The organism is Lentzea sp. DG1S-22, from assembly GCF_036321065.1.
In the GTDB taxonomy this organism is placed as follows: domain Bacteria; phylum Actinomycetota; class Actinomycetes; order Mycobacteriales; family Pseudonocardiaceae; genus Lentzea; species Lentzea jiangxiensis.
In genome coordinates this window covers 7,173,625-7,187,592 of record NZ_CP143276.1, presented here as the reverse complement: position 1 = coordinate 7,187,592, position 13,968 = coordinate 7,173,625, and the positions used below count along the sequence as shown (strand labels likewise).

Sequence of the window (13,968 nt, the reverse complement as noted above, 5' to 3'; positions counted from 1 at the left end):
AGGCTTTGTGCTGTTTCTCAGTGCTCTTCTGCCAGCGCCATGCCGATGTAGCTGGCAGACAGCAGCGCGAAGATGTAGGCCTGCAGGCACATGATCAGTGCCTCCAGGAAGGTCAGCGCGATGGCGAAGGCGAAGGACACCGGCGCCACGATGACGGTCAGCCCGCCGTTCAGCAGCAGGAACTCACCGGCCAGGGTGAACACCAGCAGCAGGAGGTGACCCGCGAACATGGCCGCGAAAACTCGGATCGCCAGCGTGAGCGGGTTCAGGATGAACTTCTGGAAGAACTCGATCGGGATCAGCAGCGGGAGCACGAACCACGGCGCGCCCGGCGGAACCGTCTGGTGCTTCAAGTAGCCCACGAAGCCGTGCCGCTTGAACCCGACGAAGTGGTACACCGGGTAAACAACGAGCAACGAAACGGCGAGCGGGAAGCCGATGTGCGACATCGTCGGGAACTGGATGATCGGGATGAGCCCGAACAGGTTGTTCACGAGGATGAAGCAGAAGATCGTGAGGATCAGCGGGACGAAGGGCTTGAAGTCCTTCGCACCGATCTGCTCCCGGGCGATGTTGTTGCGCCCGAAGTCGTAAAGCGACTCGGCGGCGAACTGGAACTTGCCGGGAACGACCTTGAGGTTGCGGGTCGCCGCAATGAAGAAGGCGCCGATGATCAAGATCGACAGCACCAGCAGGACCATCGGCTTCGTGACGTCACCGAAGATCGGCGGGAGGAAGAAGTCCTTCACACCGGGAGCGACGAACTCACTCCCCGAAGCCAGCAACTTGGTCACTGTGTTCCTTCCGGTTCTCCCGGCCGGCGTTCACTCCGCCGGGGGAATCGTCACGATCTGGACTTAACGTACCTTACGGTTCGCAAGCGACTGCCAGAGGCACCCCTGCTATCGGGTGTCCCTGGTCTGCGCGGACCATATCAGCAGGTCTAGGCGCCTTCGGAGGCGGGGACCACCATCTGACTACGGCTGCGCTTGGAGGCCCTGGCCTCCAGGAACGACGTCACGAGAACAGTCGCCACCAGGGTGATTCCGAGTGCCTTGGGTTCGAGCCACGGCTGGTTGCGCAGCAGGATCACCGCGAGCAGCAGCACGATCAGCTTGCCCATGAATCCACCGAGTGCGGCGACCATCACGAACATCGGATCGAGAGACGCCGTCCTGCGCATCAGGAACAGCGTGCCGAGGCTCGAACCGATGGCGATCGCACCACCGATCAATGATCCGAAGAGACCAGCGGTCCCCCAGATCACCGTTGACACGACGACGCCGAGGACAAACGTGCCGAGCGCGGCCCAGGCGGCCTCGCGGAACATTTCCCCGGCGAGTCGCTGGACGGTCAGCTCGTGCGTGACGGCCTTGTCCGCGTCGCTCATGTCCCGAAGTCTAGGAACCGGCTCGTGAGGCCTTGCGCGCAGCCCCTCGTTAACGAGGGTTAAGCGGCTCCAAACAAGATGGCGCGCCAATTCCCGTCAGGACTTGCGCGCTTCTCGCAGCCGCGGGATCACCGACACCACGAACGTCACGATCAGCCCGATGACGAAGCACGTGGCCACGATGATGGGGTCGAACAGCGTCAGAGCCACCGCGCCGAACGCCAGCACTCCCGCCCACAGGTAGATGAGCAGGACCGCGCGCCGCTGCGAGTGGCCGATTTCGAGCAGCCGGTGGTGCAGGTGCATCTTGTCCGGGGAGAACGGGCTCTCGCCGCGGCGGGTCCTGCGGATGATCGCCATCAGCAGGTCGAGCAGCGGCACGAACAACACCGCCGCCACGACGATCAACGGCGACAGCAGGCCGAGCAGGTCGGCCGCGCTGCCCGTGGCCTGGTTGATCTTGCCGGACGCACTGGTGGTCGCGGCGGCGAGCATGAGGCCGATGAGCATCGAGCCCGAGTCGCCCATGAAGATGCGCGCGGGGTTGAAGTTGTGCGGCAGGAAGCCGAGGCACGCGCCGGCCAGCACGGCGGCGATCAGCGCCGGCGGGTAGGCCTCCACGGCGCCCTGGCGTTCGACGAGCAGACCGATCGAGAACACCGCCGTGGCCGCCGCGGCGATCAGGCCGATGCCGGCCGCGAGCCCGTCGAGACCGTCGACGAAGTTCATCGCGTTGATCATGGTGACCGCGAGCAACACGGTCAGGAGCGCGCCCTGGTTCTGGTCCAGCGAGATGGTCGCGCCGCCGTCCCACGGCACCCACGCAATCATCCACTGCAGACCGAACAGCACGAGGATGCCGGCCGCGGTGACCTGTCCCGCCAGCTTGGTGAGCGAGTCGAGCTCGAACCTGTCATCGATCGCACCCACGAGCACGATGACGCCACCCGCGACGATGACACCCCACGGATCGTTGGAGAAGTCGAACGCCGCCCGCAGCACCGGCAACTGGTGCGCCACGAACATGCCGCACAGCACGCCGCCGTAGATGGCGACACCACCCATGCGCGGCATCGGCTGCACGTGCACGTCCCGTTGCCGCGGATAGGCCACCGCCCCGACCCGGAACGCGAGCGCGCGCACCAGACCGACGAGCAGGAACGTCACCACGGCAGCAATCAGCGCGACGAGCAGGTACTCGCGCACGGGAAGGACGAACGAGGATGCGGGCCCCACGGGCCTACCAATCAATCGGGGTCTGTTCGGGGTGCACGCCACGGTACTCGCGGCAGCATGATCATTCTGGCAGCCGCTCGTCAGCGAGCGACTTCAACCTCGATGCCGAGCACCTCGTCGACGTCCTTCTTGCTGACCGCACCCTCACGCAGGATCAACGCATCCGGCCCCGTGAGGTCCACGATGGTCGAGGCGATGTTCTCGCCGCTGAGACCACCGTCGAGGTACACGGGCACGGCGTCACCGAGCTGGTCCCGCGCCTCCTGGGCACTGGCGGCCGGCGCGTGCCCCGTCTTGTTCGCGCTGGACACGGCCATCGGCCCGACATCGCGCAACAACTCGAGCGCCACCGGGTGCAACGGCATGCGCAACATCACCGTGCCGCGCGTCTGCCCGAGATCCCAGGCGAGACTCGGCGCGTGCGGCAGCACGATGCTCAACCCACCGGGCCAGAAGGCCTCGATGAGCGCCCGAGCCTGCCGGGGCACGCTCAGGACCAACCCGTCGATGGTGGTCCAGGACCCGACCAGCACGGGCACGGGCATGTCGGGCCCGCGCCCCTTGGCGTCGAGGAGACTCCGGACGGCTTCGGCGTCGAACGCGTCGCAGCCGATCCCGTAGACGGTGTCGGTGGGCAGGACGACGAGGCGTCCGCTGCGCACCGCACCGGCGGCAGCGGCCAGTCCGGCCGCGCGGTTGTCAGGTTCGCTGCAGTCGTAGACCGTGCTCACCTCGCTGAGCCTAGCCAGCCCCGCTGCTCTCACCGCATGCAGGTGCGCACAGTCCGGGACATCGGCTCGGACCTGCGCTTCCATTCTCAGTTTTGGTGACCACAACACGCTGACCAGCCGAAGTTTTAACCCAAACAGGGCTAAGTAGTTCAACGCATCCACCGAACGGGCGCACAACTGTATGGTCATGAGTCGACCACAGAGCGCAATGGGGGAGGGTCGAGTTCCTGTGTCCGAGGAAGTGGTGGCGAGCGGCAAGATCGGCAGTTTCGCCGACAAGGCCGCCGGGGGTACCTGGAACAGCATCTTCGACGGCGGTCTCAGCGCCGTGATGGCCGCCGGCAAAGCCGTGGCCGTGGCCGTCGAGACCCAGCAACTGTCCGTCGACCCTCATCTGGTCGACGCCATGATCAAGAAGCTCGACGCGATGAAGCTCGAGCTCGAGCAGGTCGGCCAGAGGTCGCTGGAGCTGGCCCAGGAGACCAAGCTCGGTGGCGGGTACGCCGAGGTGATCAGCCGGGGGAACAGGACGTTCGGCCTCGCGGCCCAGCAGACCCTCAGAGATCTCGGCACAGCGCTCGACGAGCTCAAGACGCAGATCGAGAAGAGCCGAGCGTCGTACACGAACGTTGACCAAGCGGGCGCTGACTCGCTCAAGAAACTCGGGAAGTAATGAAGCGCATCCTCATCGCCACGACGATCGGCCTGAGCGTGCTCGCTACCGGCTGCACCAGCGCCGGCACGACGGGCACACCGACGCCGACAGCCGGCAGCACTGCTCCCACCAGCGACTCCAACTCCGCCTCAGGCCTGGAGGCGCTGGCAGCAGAGCCCTGCGGACTGCTCACGGAAGCCGAGCTGACGACGGTCGGCCTGAAGGCCGCAGGCGAAGCAGCGAAAGTCGGAACCTCTCAGGGTTGCGACTGGAACGAGAGTGGCAAGGGTGGCCTGCGCGTCGGCATCCGCACTGATTCCGGCGTCAAGGACCTGAACACCGACAACGGCGCCAAGTCGCAAACCAAGATCGGCAAGTACGACGTGACCAAAGTGGAGGCTCCGGACGGAGCCAAGGGCGCTTGCACGTACTTCATCGCGGTGAGCGAGTCGTCCTCGGTTTCGATCATCGGGAACATCGGGATCACTTCGACCGACACCGCGGCCGCTTGCGACCGCGCGTCCAAAGCCGCCGAACTGATCGCGCCGAAACTGCCGTAACGAACTCCGAGGGGGGATCCTCATGGCACCCGTCGTCAAACCCGCTGTCCCCATGCCGGACGCGAACTACCCGGGCCTGCAACACGAGCAGATGAAGGCCCAGGTCACCCAGAACTACATCCCTGACACGGCAACCGCGGTCAGCGACGCCTGGAAGGCGCTGGGCGAAACGTTCAAGGATCTGGCCACCGATTTCAGCATCCTCGTGAACGGCTCCCAGTCCGCTTGGACGGGCAAGGCCGCCGAGGGCGTTCGAGCAGCGCTCGCCAAAGTGGGGACGTTCGCGGAAACGACCGGCGACGGGTTCACCCGCACCGCGAGCGCCATCGAACAGCAGCGTGAAGCGGCGGCTCAGGCCAAGAGCTCCATGCCCGACCCCGTGAAGTTCGACCCCCTCTCCATCGCCGGCGACTGGCTGACGAACAAGGGCGGCATCGTCAACCCCGTCATGATGGTGGGCGCGCCCATCGAGATGATGGCGACGTACAACAAGCAGCAGGGCGCCAAAGAAGAAGCCGTCCAGGTCATGCAGACGCGCGACAACACGATGATGTCCGCCGCGATGTCCATGCCCACCATGGAGTCCACGCCCCAGGTCACGCAGGACCAGGGCGTCACGCAGGTAAGCAGCACCAACAGCTCGCACAGCCTGAGCAACGTCAACGCGAGCCAGCGCTTCAGCAGCACCAGCAACGCGGGCATGCCGTCCACGCCGTCGGGCATCAACAACGGCACCACGAACGTCGCGTGGGCCGCGCCTCAGGTCAAGGACCCGTCGCTGCAGCCCGGCGGCAACAACCAGAACAACCCCGGTGGCCAGAACCGGCCGCCGTTCACCCCGCCCGGGATGTTGCCGCCCGGCATGCGACCGCCCGGCGGTGGCCTGCAGGGCCGGCCTCCCGGTAGCGGACCTGGCGGGCCCGGCATGCGCCCCGGCGGACCGGGTGGTCCCGGCGGCGGTGCTGGTGGCGGCGCCGGTGGTGGCCGTGGCATGGGTGGCCCCGGCGGCATGGGCGCCGGTCGTGGCATGGGCAGCTTCGGGCCGGCGACCCCCGGTGGCAGCGCCGGTGTCATGGGGCCCGGCGGTGGTGCCGCCGCCGCGGGTGGCGCGGGCGCCGGCTCCGGTCGTGCCGGGGCGGCGGGCGCCGGTGGCATGGGTGCCGGTGGCGCCGGTCAGGGTGGCCAGGGCGGGGAGGACAAGGAGCACAAGTCCAACTACCTGGTGCCCACCGACGAGTTCTTCGACGACGATCGCATGGTCGCGCCGCCGGTGATCGGCGGATGAGGCAGATCGCTCAGCTCTCCCTGCCCGCGTTCGAGGTCCTCTGGGAGGACCTGCAGGCGGGGAGCATCCCGTACCCCTTCGAGGTCGACCAGCACGGTGAGACGCTCGACGAGCGTGCGCGCATCAAGGCGGCGGTGCACGCCGATCTCGAACGCCGGAACCTCGCGCGGCGCGGCAGGCCAGAGCCCGACCTCGAGGACGCGCTGAACCTGCTGGCGCGTCCCGAGCTCCGCGTCATCGCGCTGTGCATGCCGGACATGAGCCGGCGGACGGTGGTCCGGGCGAGCGTGGTGGCGCGCGGCGGGTACGCGGTGCTGGTGGTCCAAGAGGACACCGGCATCACGCTGAACCTGGTGCAGGCCAACGAGATCGCGACCAGCCTCGCCAACGCCATGCCGCCGGGGCGTCCGGGGCCGGGCAAGCCGGTGACGGTGCCCGCGCAGGCCTTCGAGGAGCAGCCGCAGCGGCAGGAAGGCTTCCGCCAGGCGGTCAGGGCGGCGGAGAACGACGACGTGCGCCTCGCCAAGCAGATGCTGACCGGCCCGGCCATCGGCAACGGCCACTTCCTGGTGCAGATGGGACAGGGGCGCACCAAGCGCGACTTCCCGCCCGTCACCTGGATCGACACGAAGGCCGGGCGCTACTCGAACGTGCCCGCCCGCGCCGGCTGGTTCACGATCGGCCCCGCCGACAACATGGGACTGGCAAGGCACCTGGGGCAGGTCCTGGCGATGACGAGCGACCGATGAACCCCGAGAAGATGATCGCGGACCTAGAGTCGAGGGCGCAGCAGCTCCAGCAACGCTCCCAGCAGATGCAGGAGCAGATCCAGCAGGCCAGCAGCACCGTCACCGCGCCCAACGAGGCCGTGACGGTCCGGGTGGCACCGAACGGCGCGTTGCAGCACATCGAGTTCTCGCCGGCTGCGCTGCGCCTGACGCACGTGCAACTGGGCCAGCTCGTGATGCAGACCGTGCAGAAGGCCCAGATCCAGGCCGCCGAGCAGGTGGCGTCCATTGTGGAGCCCGAGTTCGGCGGCACCGAGGCGATGGACTTCCTGCGCAGCTTCATCCCGCAGCCGGAGGAAGAGGAACAGCCACCTCCGCCCGAGGACGGCCAGGTCATGCGCGAGGTCTCGTGGAACGCGCCGGCCCAGAAACCCGCACCGCCACGGCCTCCGCGGCCTGCGGACGACGACGAGGACGGCTTCGGGAGCGTGCTGCGGTGACCGGCTTCCAGGTGGACCCAGGCGAGCTGCACTCGTTCGCCAAGGACCAGTTCTCCCGGCAACAGGCTGTGGAAGCGGCTGCGTCCAAAGCCTCCCAGGTGAGCCTTGGAGGAGACACGTTCGGCTTGTTGCTGCAGTTCTTCGCGAACGACGCGGAAAAAGCCGCGCACAAGACGGTCGAGCTCATCCGGCAGCTGGCCAGGGGCGTCGGAGACGCTGCCGAGACGACGAAGGCGACCGCGCTGTTCTACGAGCAGAACGAGGACGCCAACCGCTCGCGGTTCGGAGGTTGACCATGACCTTCACCGATCTGAAGGGCGGCGAGGAGTGGAGCCGGCCGGAGAACTTCGCCGGTGCCGGGGTGTTCGAGTCACTCGCGCAGACGGTCGACTCGATGGGCAGGCTCGGTGAAGGAGATGTCACCGAGCTGGGGCTGAACGCCGCCGCCCTGGGCCTCGACGCGCTGGGCGTGTTCATGGACCCGGTCGGCGCGCTGGCCACGGCCGGCATCGGCTGGCTCATCGAACACCTCAGCTTCCTGCGGGAGCCGCTGGACCTGCTCGCGGGCAACGGCGACAAGATCAAGGCCGCGGTCGGCACGTGGAACCAGGTGTCGATGGCGCTCGCGCAGATCGCCCAGGAGCAGCGGACCGCGGTGCAGAACCAGGTCGGCTCGTGGCAGGAGACCGCGGCCAGTCGCTTCCGGTCGAGCCAGGGCCAGCTGGCCGAGGAGATCGCCGCGGTGAGCAAGTCGTGCGCGGTGGTCGGTGAACAGATCGCGACCGCCGGCACGATCACGGCAGCCGTGCGCGGCATGCTCCGCGATCTCGTCGCCATGTTCGTCTACGAGGTCATCCGCAACGCGGTCATCGCGCTCGCTTCGTCCTGGGTGTCGCTGGGCAGCTCGATCGCGGCGTTCTCCGCGTGGGCAGTCGGGCGCGGCGCGGTCGTCCTCGGCAAGATCACGCAGCAGATCGCCAAGCTGATGAAGGTCGTCACCAGGATCGCGGGCAGGCTGAAGGACCTCTTCGCGAAGCTCGGCGACGTGCTGGCCCGGCTTGCACGGTTCGGCAAGGGCGGCCAAGCGGTGGATACGCCGAGCGCACCCCGGACGCCCTCCACGCCGAGGGCGGACGCGGTGAGCGATGCCGGCAAACGGCTCGAGGACTGGGGACGGGCGAGGCCGACCGCAGGCGAGGCGTTCGACAAGCTCAAGCAGGGCGGCAAGGAGTTCGCGGAAGGTTACGGGAACGCCGGCAACACCTGGAAGAACAGGTACGAGGAGCCTTACGCGGAGAAGGTGCCGTCAAAACCGTGGCAGCAGGACGCCGTCGACGCGTACACGCCGTTCAAGCCGGTCACGAAAGCCGATGGCTCCGTCACGCCGCACTCGGTGCCGAACGTGGTGGACGGCGGTTTCCAGATCAAGCTCGGGGCGGATGTCCTGCGGGAGACGTCGAAACAGGACGAGCTGCAGTCGGAGGGTGTCCCGAAGGAACAGCGGAAGGCCTTCGAACGGCAACACGGCTACCTGGACCTGTGACGTGAAGAGAGCGGAAGCTGTGAGCACGCCCCGAGAACCTCGTCGCCGACAGCGGTACGCAGTCCTGCTGAGCCTCGCCCTGCTCGCCGGGTTCGTCTGCGGCTTCCTGACCGGCATGCCGGGCATGGCACCGCTCGTCGCCGTCCCCGTCGTGGTCCTCTGCGCCTTCCTGGCCGGTTTCGCGATGCTGAAGCTTCGACCGAACTCGTCCGGTCTCCTGGCCGCGCCGTTGGCCGTGCTCGTCGTGACGGGCCTGAGCGTGGTGGGCGGTCAGGCCGCCTGGCTCGCGGTGTTCGGCGAGCAGGTGCCCGGCTGTGCGGTCACCTCGGTGAACGAGCACACCGGCAGCAAGTCGGCGACCAAGTACAGCAACGACCTCCTGTGCGGTGAACGGAAGATCGCGGCTCACTTCCCGGCCGGTGGCCAGGACGAGGTACGCGGGACCGGTGATCGTGTCGACCTGGTGATCGACCGCACCGGGGTGATGAGGGTGCTCGAACCGAGCGAGGTGACCTGGTGGCGCACGGCCCTCGTGCCCATCTCGGCAGTCGCGGGCGTGGCCTTCGTCGTGGCCGTCCTGAAGCGACGTCGGTGGAAGCCGGGCAAGCCGGCGGCACGGCGTGAGCTCGGCAGGGACTTCCTGTAGGCGCACACGCGGTCACGCGCGAGGCGGCGGATCCTCGTAGCGCGTGACCGCGTGCCCTCCCCGCCGAGAACGTACGACCGCTTGGCCGCAGTGCGACGAAACGTCGAGTTATTGGCCAGGAATTGGCAACTTCAACCACGACTTCGCGACTCTCAGACCGCTGCGCAGCGCGGTGAGGCCTTCGCGGAACGCCGCCATCGCCAGGCGGATCGGCACGTCGGAGGTCTCCAGGCGGTGAGCAGCGCTTCGATGCCCGCGAGCAGGTCGCCCAGGTCGGCCACGGCCAGGGTGGCGCTGGAAGCGCGGGCCGCGCGGAGGAGCGGTCGGCTTCGAAGGCTTGGCGTTCGAACGTCAGGGCGGCCTCACGGAGGCGGGTGGCACCGGGAGAGAAGTCCGGGGAGCCGGTGGCCAGCAGCGCGTGGAACTCCGCGACGACGGAGCCGGCGGTGCGGGTGGCGGAATCGACGTCCAGCGACAGCTGGGACAGCACGGCGGGAACGTCGGCCGCGGTGGGAGTCGGGGTAGAGGTCAACGCGCGTTCGGCTGCTTCGACGTTGTCCACGATCGCGGAGGCCAGGGTCAGCATGGTGCGGCGCCACACCGGGGAGTCCGGGCCCTCGATCCACGCCTCGCGGACGCTGTGGTGCCGGCGTTCCACGACGATCTGCACGGCCAGGTCCGGGTTGTCCTCGGTCAGGTGGTCCTCGCCCAGCAGGACGACGGGCAGCAGCAGGCCGTGAACGTCGTCCGCGGAGGCCTGGTTGTGGAACAGGAACAGTTCCTCGCGGCAGTACGGGCGGGCGAAGTAGCGGCGGGTCAGCACGGGCAGCAGGACCGTGGCGCTGCGGACCGCGGCGCGCAGGGTCGGCTGGACGAGGTCGCCCCAGCCGATGGCCTCGCGGTCGAGGAAGATCTCCAGGGCTCGGCCGCGGTCGGCATAGGCGTAGTGGCGCAGGGCTTCGGCGAACGGCCCACGAAGTCCATCACCACGTCGTCCTGGCGTGCGTAGGTCAGGAAGCAACGGATCGCAGGAGCATCCGACGAGGGCGTCATCTGCCTTCTTCCGGCGCATTGACAATTCGCGCTTCCGCCACTTCCACCCCATTCTGATCAGGACCGACTATTGTGCCACCATCGGAATGGAAAATCGTGTTGCCCATGTCGCACAACGTCTCTGACCAGCACAAACAAGAAGTGCTCGATTCAATGACAGAAAGTGGACAGGACAATGTCAACGCCGACGGCGGCGAAGGGAAACGATTCTTCGGGGGTGCGCGACGACACCACCCGCTTCCTCTGCGGAGCCGCTCACCGCGACGAGGAGTTCGCGGACTCGGCCATTCGCGAGTACCTGGTGGAGTCCACCCGGTCGATTCCGCGCTCGCCCGGGGTCAACGTCGGCGCGGTGTTGCGGGAGGCGGTGGCGGGGCGCACGCGGCGGAAGGTGCGCGACGGACTGTTGCTGGTGTTGTCGGTCGTGGTGCTGTTCGCCGCGACCGGGGCGGTGCTGGTGGCGTGGCTGCTGATCGCCGCGGTCGTCTCGGCCGCGACCGGGTCACGGCTGGCCTCGCTGCGTCAGCGGCAGGCCTCGACGGCCGTTCGGGGGCCGGCCGTGCTCGGCTTGACCGCCAGCGTGATCGCGCTCTTCTTCGCGCTGTTCAGGTTCATGGAAGAGCTCGACGACACCAGCAACTACTGCAGGCGCAGGTTGGAGGAGTGCGGGCCGGTGAACAGCGACGCCGAGTTCGCGCTCGTGATCATCGGGATCGCGCTGGTCTTCGCGGTGCTGCTGGCGGATCGGGTGATCGTCTGGCTGCTGGTCACGAAGAGCTTCCGCCGCAACGGTTTCCGCACCGGCAAGGGCGAGCGGGAGCTGTGGCGAAACGAATGGACGATCCGGCGGCTTGGGCACGCGAACTACGCCGAAGCGCTCGCGCTCTACCCCACCGACGAGGACGGCGGGCCTGACGACCCGGACGTGGCGCAGGTCATCGTCTACCACGGCTACCGCCCGTTCACCGGACCGGTCATCTGCAGCAACACCGCCACGGCCGGCAAGGCACGGGCGGGCAACACCACCAAAGGACGATCATGAACGACCGCAAGTTCGAGATCCTCGGCCCCGTGATCGGCAGCAACGTCGGCACCAGCGGGCGCGCCAGGGCCGGGGACGTCCACATCGGACACATCAAGGACGTGAGCGCCGTCCTGCGACTGCTCGACGAGTTGCGGCAGGACCTCGACGACGCCAGGGCGGCCACGACGACCATCGAGGCGGTCGACGACCTGCGGGCCGAGGCGCGCAAGCCGAAGCCCAGCAGGGACGTCGCGGGGCACCTCATGGACAAGCTCGCGGACCGGGGCCTCGGCGAGCAGATGAAGGACCTGGCGAAGGCCTTCGACGCCCTCTACTGAGGAAGTGCTAGACCCTGCGGGCGGTCGCGAACCGGGGCCGCCCCGCGAGGTCCAGGTGGCCGGCGACGTCCGTGAGCACCCGGCGCGCGGACAGCAGCGCCGGCACGGACTCCCCCTGCGTGTCGTCGTGCTCGATGCCGACGGACCCGCCGGGCTTGAGCCACCGCGCGGCGGCCCGCACGACGTGCCGGATCACGTCCAGCCCGTCCTGCCCGGAGAACACCGCGTGGTGCGGGTCGTGCACGCCCACCTCGGGCTGCACGGGCGTTCCCTCCGGCACATAGGGCGGGTTGCACACCACGAGGTCCACCTGGCCGTCCAGATCGGACAGCAGGGACGGGTCCGTGGCGTCACCGGAGTGCAACCGGATCGGCGTGTCCCCGGCGGCGACCCGCGCGTCCGCGTTGCGACGCGTCCACGCAAGCGCTTGCGGGTCGATCTCCACCGCGTGCACCACCGCGTCGGGACGAGCGGCGGCGATCGCCAGCGCCAGCGCGCCCGTTCCGGTGCAGAGATCCACGACGACGGGTGAGGAAGCGCCGGAAAGCGCCTTCAGGCCCCACTCCATCAGCAGTTCGGTCTCGGGCCGCGGCACGAACACCCCCGGCCCGACCTCGACCGAGATGGAGCCCATCGGCGCCCAGCCGAGGATGTGCTGCAGCGGAACGCGCGAGGCACGCGTGCGCACGAGCTTGTGCAGCTGGTCGATCACCGGCGGGTCGACCAGCGGGATGAGCGGCAGCCGTCCGCGCTCGACCCCGAGCACGTGCGCGGCCAGGTACTCCGCGTCGACGCGCGGACTGTCCACCCCCGCCTCGGCGAGGATCTTGGCCGCCTCGGAGATCGCGAGGCGGAGCGGCTGCCGGTTCATCATCGGGAGGAAGCTATCTCAGAAGTTGATCATGTGCCCGGCCAGGCCGTGCACCGCTTCCTTGACGGCTTCCGAGAGCGTCGGGTGCGCGTGGACGTTGCGCGCGACCTCGTGGACCGTGAGGTCCCACTGCTGCGCCAGCGTGAGCTCGGGCAGCAGCTCGGTCGCCTCGGGGCCGATGATGTGGCCGCCGAGCAGCTCGCCGTGCTTGCCGTCGCTGATCAGCTTCACGAAGCCGCCGGGCTCGGCCAGGCCGTGCGCCTTGCCGTTCGCGGTGAACGGGAACTTCGCGACCTGGACGTCGAAGCCCTTCTCGCGGGCCTGCTTCTCGGTGTAGCCGAACGAGGCGATCTGCGGCTGGCAGAACGTCGCCCGCGGGATCATGACGTAGTCGAGCTCCATGGTCTCGGCGCCCGCGATGGTCTCGGCGGCGATGATGCCCATGGACTCGGCGGTGTGCGCGAGCATCAGCTTCGCGGTCACGTCACCGATGGCGAAGATGTGCGGCACGTTGGTGCGGCCGCGGCCGTCGATGTCGATCGCGCCGCGCTCGGTGAGCTTCACGCCGGTGTTCTCGAGGCCGTAGCCCTCGACGCGCGGCACGAACCCGATGGCCTGCATGACCTTGTCGGCTTCCAGGACTTCCTCGGCACCGTTCTTCGACACGGTGACGCGGACCTTCTCGCCCGACTCGTCGATCGACTCGACCCGCGTGCCGACGCGCACGTCGACGCCGAGCTTCTTGTAGCGCTTGAGCAGCTCGGCGGACACCTCTTCGTCCTCGAGCGGCACCATGCGGTCGAGGAACTCGACGATGGTGACCTTCACGCCGTAGTTGTGCATGACGTACGCGAACTCGACACCGATGGCGCCCGCGCCGGCGATGATGATCGACTCCGGCAGGTCCTCGGTCATGATCTGCTCTTCGTAGGTCACGACGCGGTCGGACTTCCGCGTGTTCGGCAGCATCCGGGTCGTGGCGCCCACGGCGATGATCGCGTGGCCGAAGGTGATCGTCTCGTCCCCGACGGTCAGCGTGTGGTCGTCGGTGAAGTCGGCCCACCCGTTGTACTCGGTGATGCCGTTCTTCTTCATCAGGAAGTGCACGCCCTTGACGCGCCCGTCCGCGACCTTGCGGCTGCGCTGCCACGCCGCGCTGTAGTCGAAGCTGACGGTGCCGTCGACCTTGATGCCGAACGTCTTCTGCTCGTGCGTGAAGAGGTGCGCCAGCTCGGCGTTGCGCAGCAGTGCCTTCGACGGGATGCAGCCGACGTTCAGGCAGACGCCGCCCCAGTACTTCTCCTCGACGATGGCGGTCTTCAGCCCGAGCTGAGCCGCACGGATCGCGGCGACGTACCCGCCGGGACCCGCACCCACGACGACGACATCAAAGTGTGCGCTCATAACA

The 13,968-nt window shown here is 68.0% G+C and carries 17 protein-coding genes; 11 read left to right on the top strand and 6 right to left on the bottom strand.

What is annotated here, in order from left to right; all coding sequences use genetic code 11:
* Positions 1-17 precede the first annotated feature (17 nt).
* The 4 genes from atpB to V1227_RS34060 all read right to left on the bottom strand — a co-directional run bounded on the left by atpB (position 18) and on the right by V1227_RS34060 (position 3,357).
* The gene (gene atpB, locus V1227_RS34075) at positions 18-794 is read right to left on the bottom strand and encodes a F0F1 ATP synthase subunit A (RefSeq protein ID WP_090095208.1); all 777 of its coding nucleotides are present in this window, start codon (positions 792-794) and stop codon (positions 18-20) included.
* Positions 795-943: 149 nt separating this feature from the next.
* Positions 944-1,390: a hypothetical protein gene (locus tag V1227_RS34070; protein ID WP_329789326.1), complete on the bottom strand. Its 447-nt coding sequence runs from the start codon at positions 1,388-1,390 to the stop codon at positions 944-946.
* A 96-nt stretch (positions 1,391-1,486) separates the two neighbouring features.
* A complete protein-coding gene (locus V1227_RS34065) occupies positions 1,487-2,626 on the bottom strand; it encodes a glycosyltransferase family 4 protein (RefSeq protein ID WP_090095205.1) in 1,140 nt (379 codons plus the stop codon).
* Positions 2,627-2,706: 80 nt separating this feature from the next.
* Positions 2,707-3,357, bottom strand: a complete 651-nt coding sequence (locus tag V1227_RS34060) for an L-threonylcarbamoyladenylate synthase (RefSeq protein ID WP_236216535.1) — start codon at positions 3,355-3,357, stop codon at positions 2,707-2,709.
* A 229-nt stretch (positions 3,358-3,586) separates the two neighbouring features.
* Between V1227_RS34060 and V1227_RS34055 the strand changes: the two genes are divergently transcribed.
* The 11 genes from V1227_RS34055 to V1227_RS34005 all read left to right on the top strand — a co-directional run bounded on the left by V1227_RS34055 (position 3,587) and on the right by V1227_RS34005 (position 11,689).
* Positions 3,587-4,030 carry a hypothetical protein gene (locus V1227_RS34055; protein ID WP_329789325.1) on the top strand — a complete coding sequence of 148 codons (444 nt, stop codon included), beginning with the start codon at positions 3,587-3,589 and terminating at the stop codon, positions 4,028-4,030.
* A complete protein-coding gene (locus V1227_RS34050; RefSeq protein ID WP_329789324.1) occupies positions 4,030-4,572 on the top strand; it encodes a DUF3558 family protein in 543 nt (180 codons plus the stop codon). The genes V1227_RS34055 and V1227_RS34050 overlap by 1 nt, the downstream gene beginning before the upstream one ends.
* Before the next feature lie 22 nt (positions 4,573-4,594).
* Positions 4,595-5,857 (top strand): hypothetical protein, encoded by a 1,263-nt coding sequence (locus V1227_RS34045; protein WP_329789323.1) that lies wholly within the window; start codon positions 4,595-4,597, stop codon positions 5,855-5,857.
* Positions 5,854-6,606 (top strand): ESX secretion-associated protein EspG, encoded by a 753-nt coding sequence (locus V1227_RS34040; protein WP_329789322.1) that lies wholly within the window; start codon positions 5,854-5,856, stop codon positions 6,604-6,606. The genes V1227_RS34045 and V1227_RS34040 overlap by 4 nt, the downstream gene beginning before the upstream one ends.
* Positions 6,603-7,085 (top strand): YbaB/EbfC family nucleoid-associated protein, encoded by a 483-nt coding sequence (locus tag V1227_RS34035; protein ID WP_329789321.1) that lies wholly within the window; start codon positions 6,603-6,605, stop codon positions 7,083-7,085. Before V1227_RS34040 ends, V1227_RS34035 begins: the two co-directional genes overlap by 4 nt.
* Positions 7,082-7,378: a type VII secretion target gene (locus V1227_RS34030; RefSeq protein WP_329789320.1), complete on the top strand. Its 297-nt coding sequence runs from the start codon at positions 7,082-7,084 to the stop codon at positions 7,376-7,378. Before V1227_RS34035 ends, V1227_RS34030 begins: the two co-directional genes overlap by 4 nt.
* Before the next feature lie 2 nt (positions 7,379-7,380).
* Complete coding sequence (locus tag V1227_RS34025; protein WP_329789319.1) at positions 7,381-8,628, top strand: hypothetical protein; 1,248 nt, start codon at positions 7,381-7,383, stop codon at positions 8,626-8,628.
* 19 nt (positions 8,629-8,647) lie between these two features.
* A complete protein-coding gene (locus tag V1227_RS34020; protein ID WP_329789318.1) occupies positions 8,648-9,274 on the top strand; it encodes a hypothetical protein in 627 nt (208 codons plus the stop codon).
* A gap of 643 nt (positions 9,275-9,917) precedes the next feature.
* Positions 9,918-10,283: a hypothetical protein gene (locus V1227_RS34015; protein ID WP_329789317.1), complete on the top strand. Its 366-nt coding sequence runs from the start codon at positions 9,918-9,920 to the stop codon at positions 10,281-10,283.
* Between the two features lie 261 nt (positions 10,284-10,544).
* On the top strand, positions 10,545-11,369 hold the full coding sequence (locus V1227_RS34010; protein WP_329789316.1) for a hypothetical protein: 825 nt from the start codon (positions 10,545-10,547) through the stop codon (positions 11,367-11,369).
* Positions 11,366-11,689: a hypothetical protein gene (locus V1227_RS34005; RefSeq protein ID WP_329789315.1), complete on the top strand. Its 324-nt coding sequence runs from the start codon at positions 11,366-11,368 to the stop codon at positions 11,687-11,689. Before V1227_RS34010 ends, V1227_RS34005 begins: the two co-directional genes overlap by 4 nt.
* A gap of 7 nt (positions 11,690-11,696) precedes the next feature.
* Here the strand turns inward: V1227_RS34005 and prmC are convergent, their stop codons facing one another.
* Both prmC and lpdA read right to left on the bottom strand, forming a co-directional pair.
* The gene (prmC, locus tag V1227_RS34000; protein ID WP_329794175.1) at positions 11,697-12,560 is read right to left on the bottom strand and encodes a peptide chain release factor N(5)-glutamine methyltransferase; all 864 of its coding nucleotides are present in this window, start codon (positions 12,558-12,560) and stop codon (positions 11,697-11,699) included.
* Positions 12,561-12,578: 18 nt separating this feature from the next.
* Positions 12,579-13,964 carry a dihydrolipoyl dehydrogenase gene (gene lpdA / locus V1227_RS33995; protein WP_329789314.1) on the bottom strand — a complete coding sequence of 462 codons (1,386 nt, stop codon included), beginning with the start codon at positions 13,962-13,964 and terminating at the stop codon, positions 12,579-12,581.
* Between the last annotated feature and the right edge of the window lie 4 nt (positions 13,965-13,968).

Excerpts from the sequence above, each read along its gene's own strand:
- V1227_RS34070 (WP_329789326.1), bottom strand. The coding sequence starts at position 1,390 with ATGAGCGACGCGGACAAGGCCGTCACGCACGAGCTGACCGTCCAGCGA.
- V1227_RS34050 (WP_329789324.1), top strand. The coding sequence starts at position 4,030 with ATGAAGCGCATCCTCATCGCCACGACGATCGGCCTGAGCGTGCTCGCT.
- V1227_RS34045 (WP_329789323.1), top strand. The coding sequence starts at position 4,595 with ATGGCACCCGTCGTCAAACCCGCTGTCCCCATGCCGGACGCGAACTAC.
- V1227_RS34040 (WP_329789322.1), top strand. The coding sequence starts at position 5,854 with ATGAGGCAGATCGCTCAGCTCTCCCTGCCCGCGTTCGAGGTCCTCTGG.
- V1227_RS34035 (WP_329789321.1), top strand. The coding sequence starts at position 6,603 with ATGAACCCCGAGAAGATGATCGCGGACCTAGAGTCGAGGGCGCAGCAG.
- V1227_RS34025 (WP_329789319.1), top strand. The coding sequence starts at position 7,381 with ATGACCTTCACCGATCTGAAGGGCGGCGAGGAGTGGAGCCGGCCGGAG.
- V1227_RS34005 (WP_329789315.1), top strand. The coding sequence starts at position 11,366 with ATGAACGACCGCAAGTTCGAGATCCTCGGCCCCGTGATCGGCAGCAAC.
- prmC (WP_329794175.1), bottom strand. The coding sequence starts at position 12,560 with ATGAACCGGCAGCCGCTCCGCCTCGCGATCTCCGAGGCGGCCAAGATC.
- lpdA (WP_329789314.1), bottom strand. The coding sequence starts at position 13,964 with ATGAGCGCACACTTTGATGTCGTCGTCGTGGGTGCGGGTCCCGGCGGG.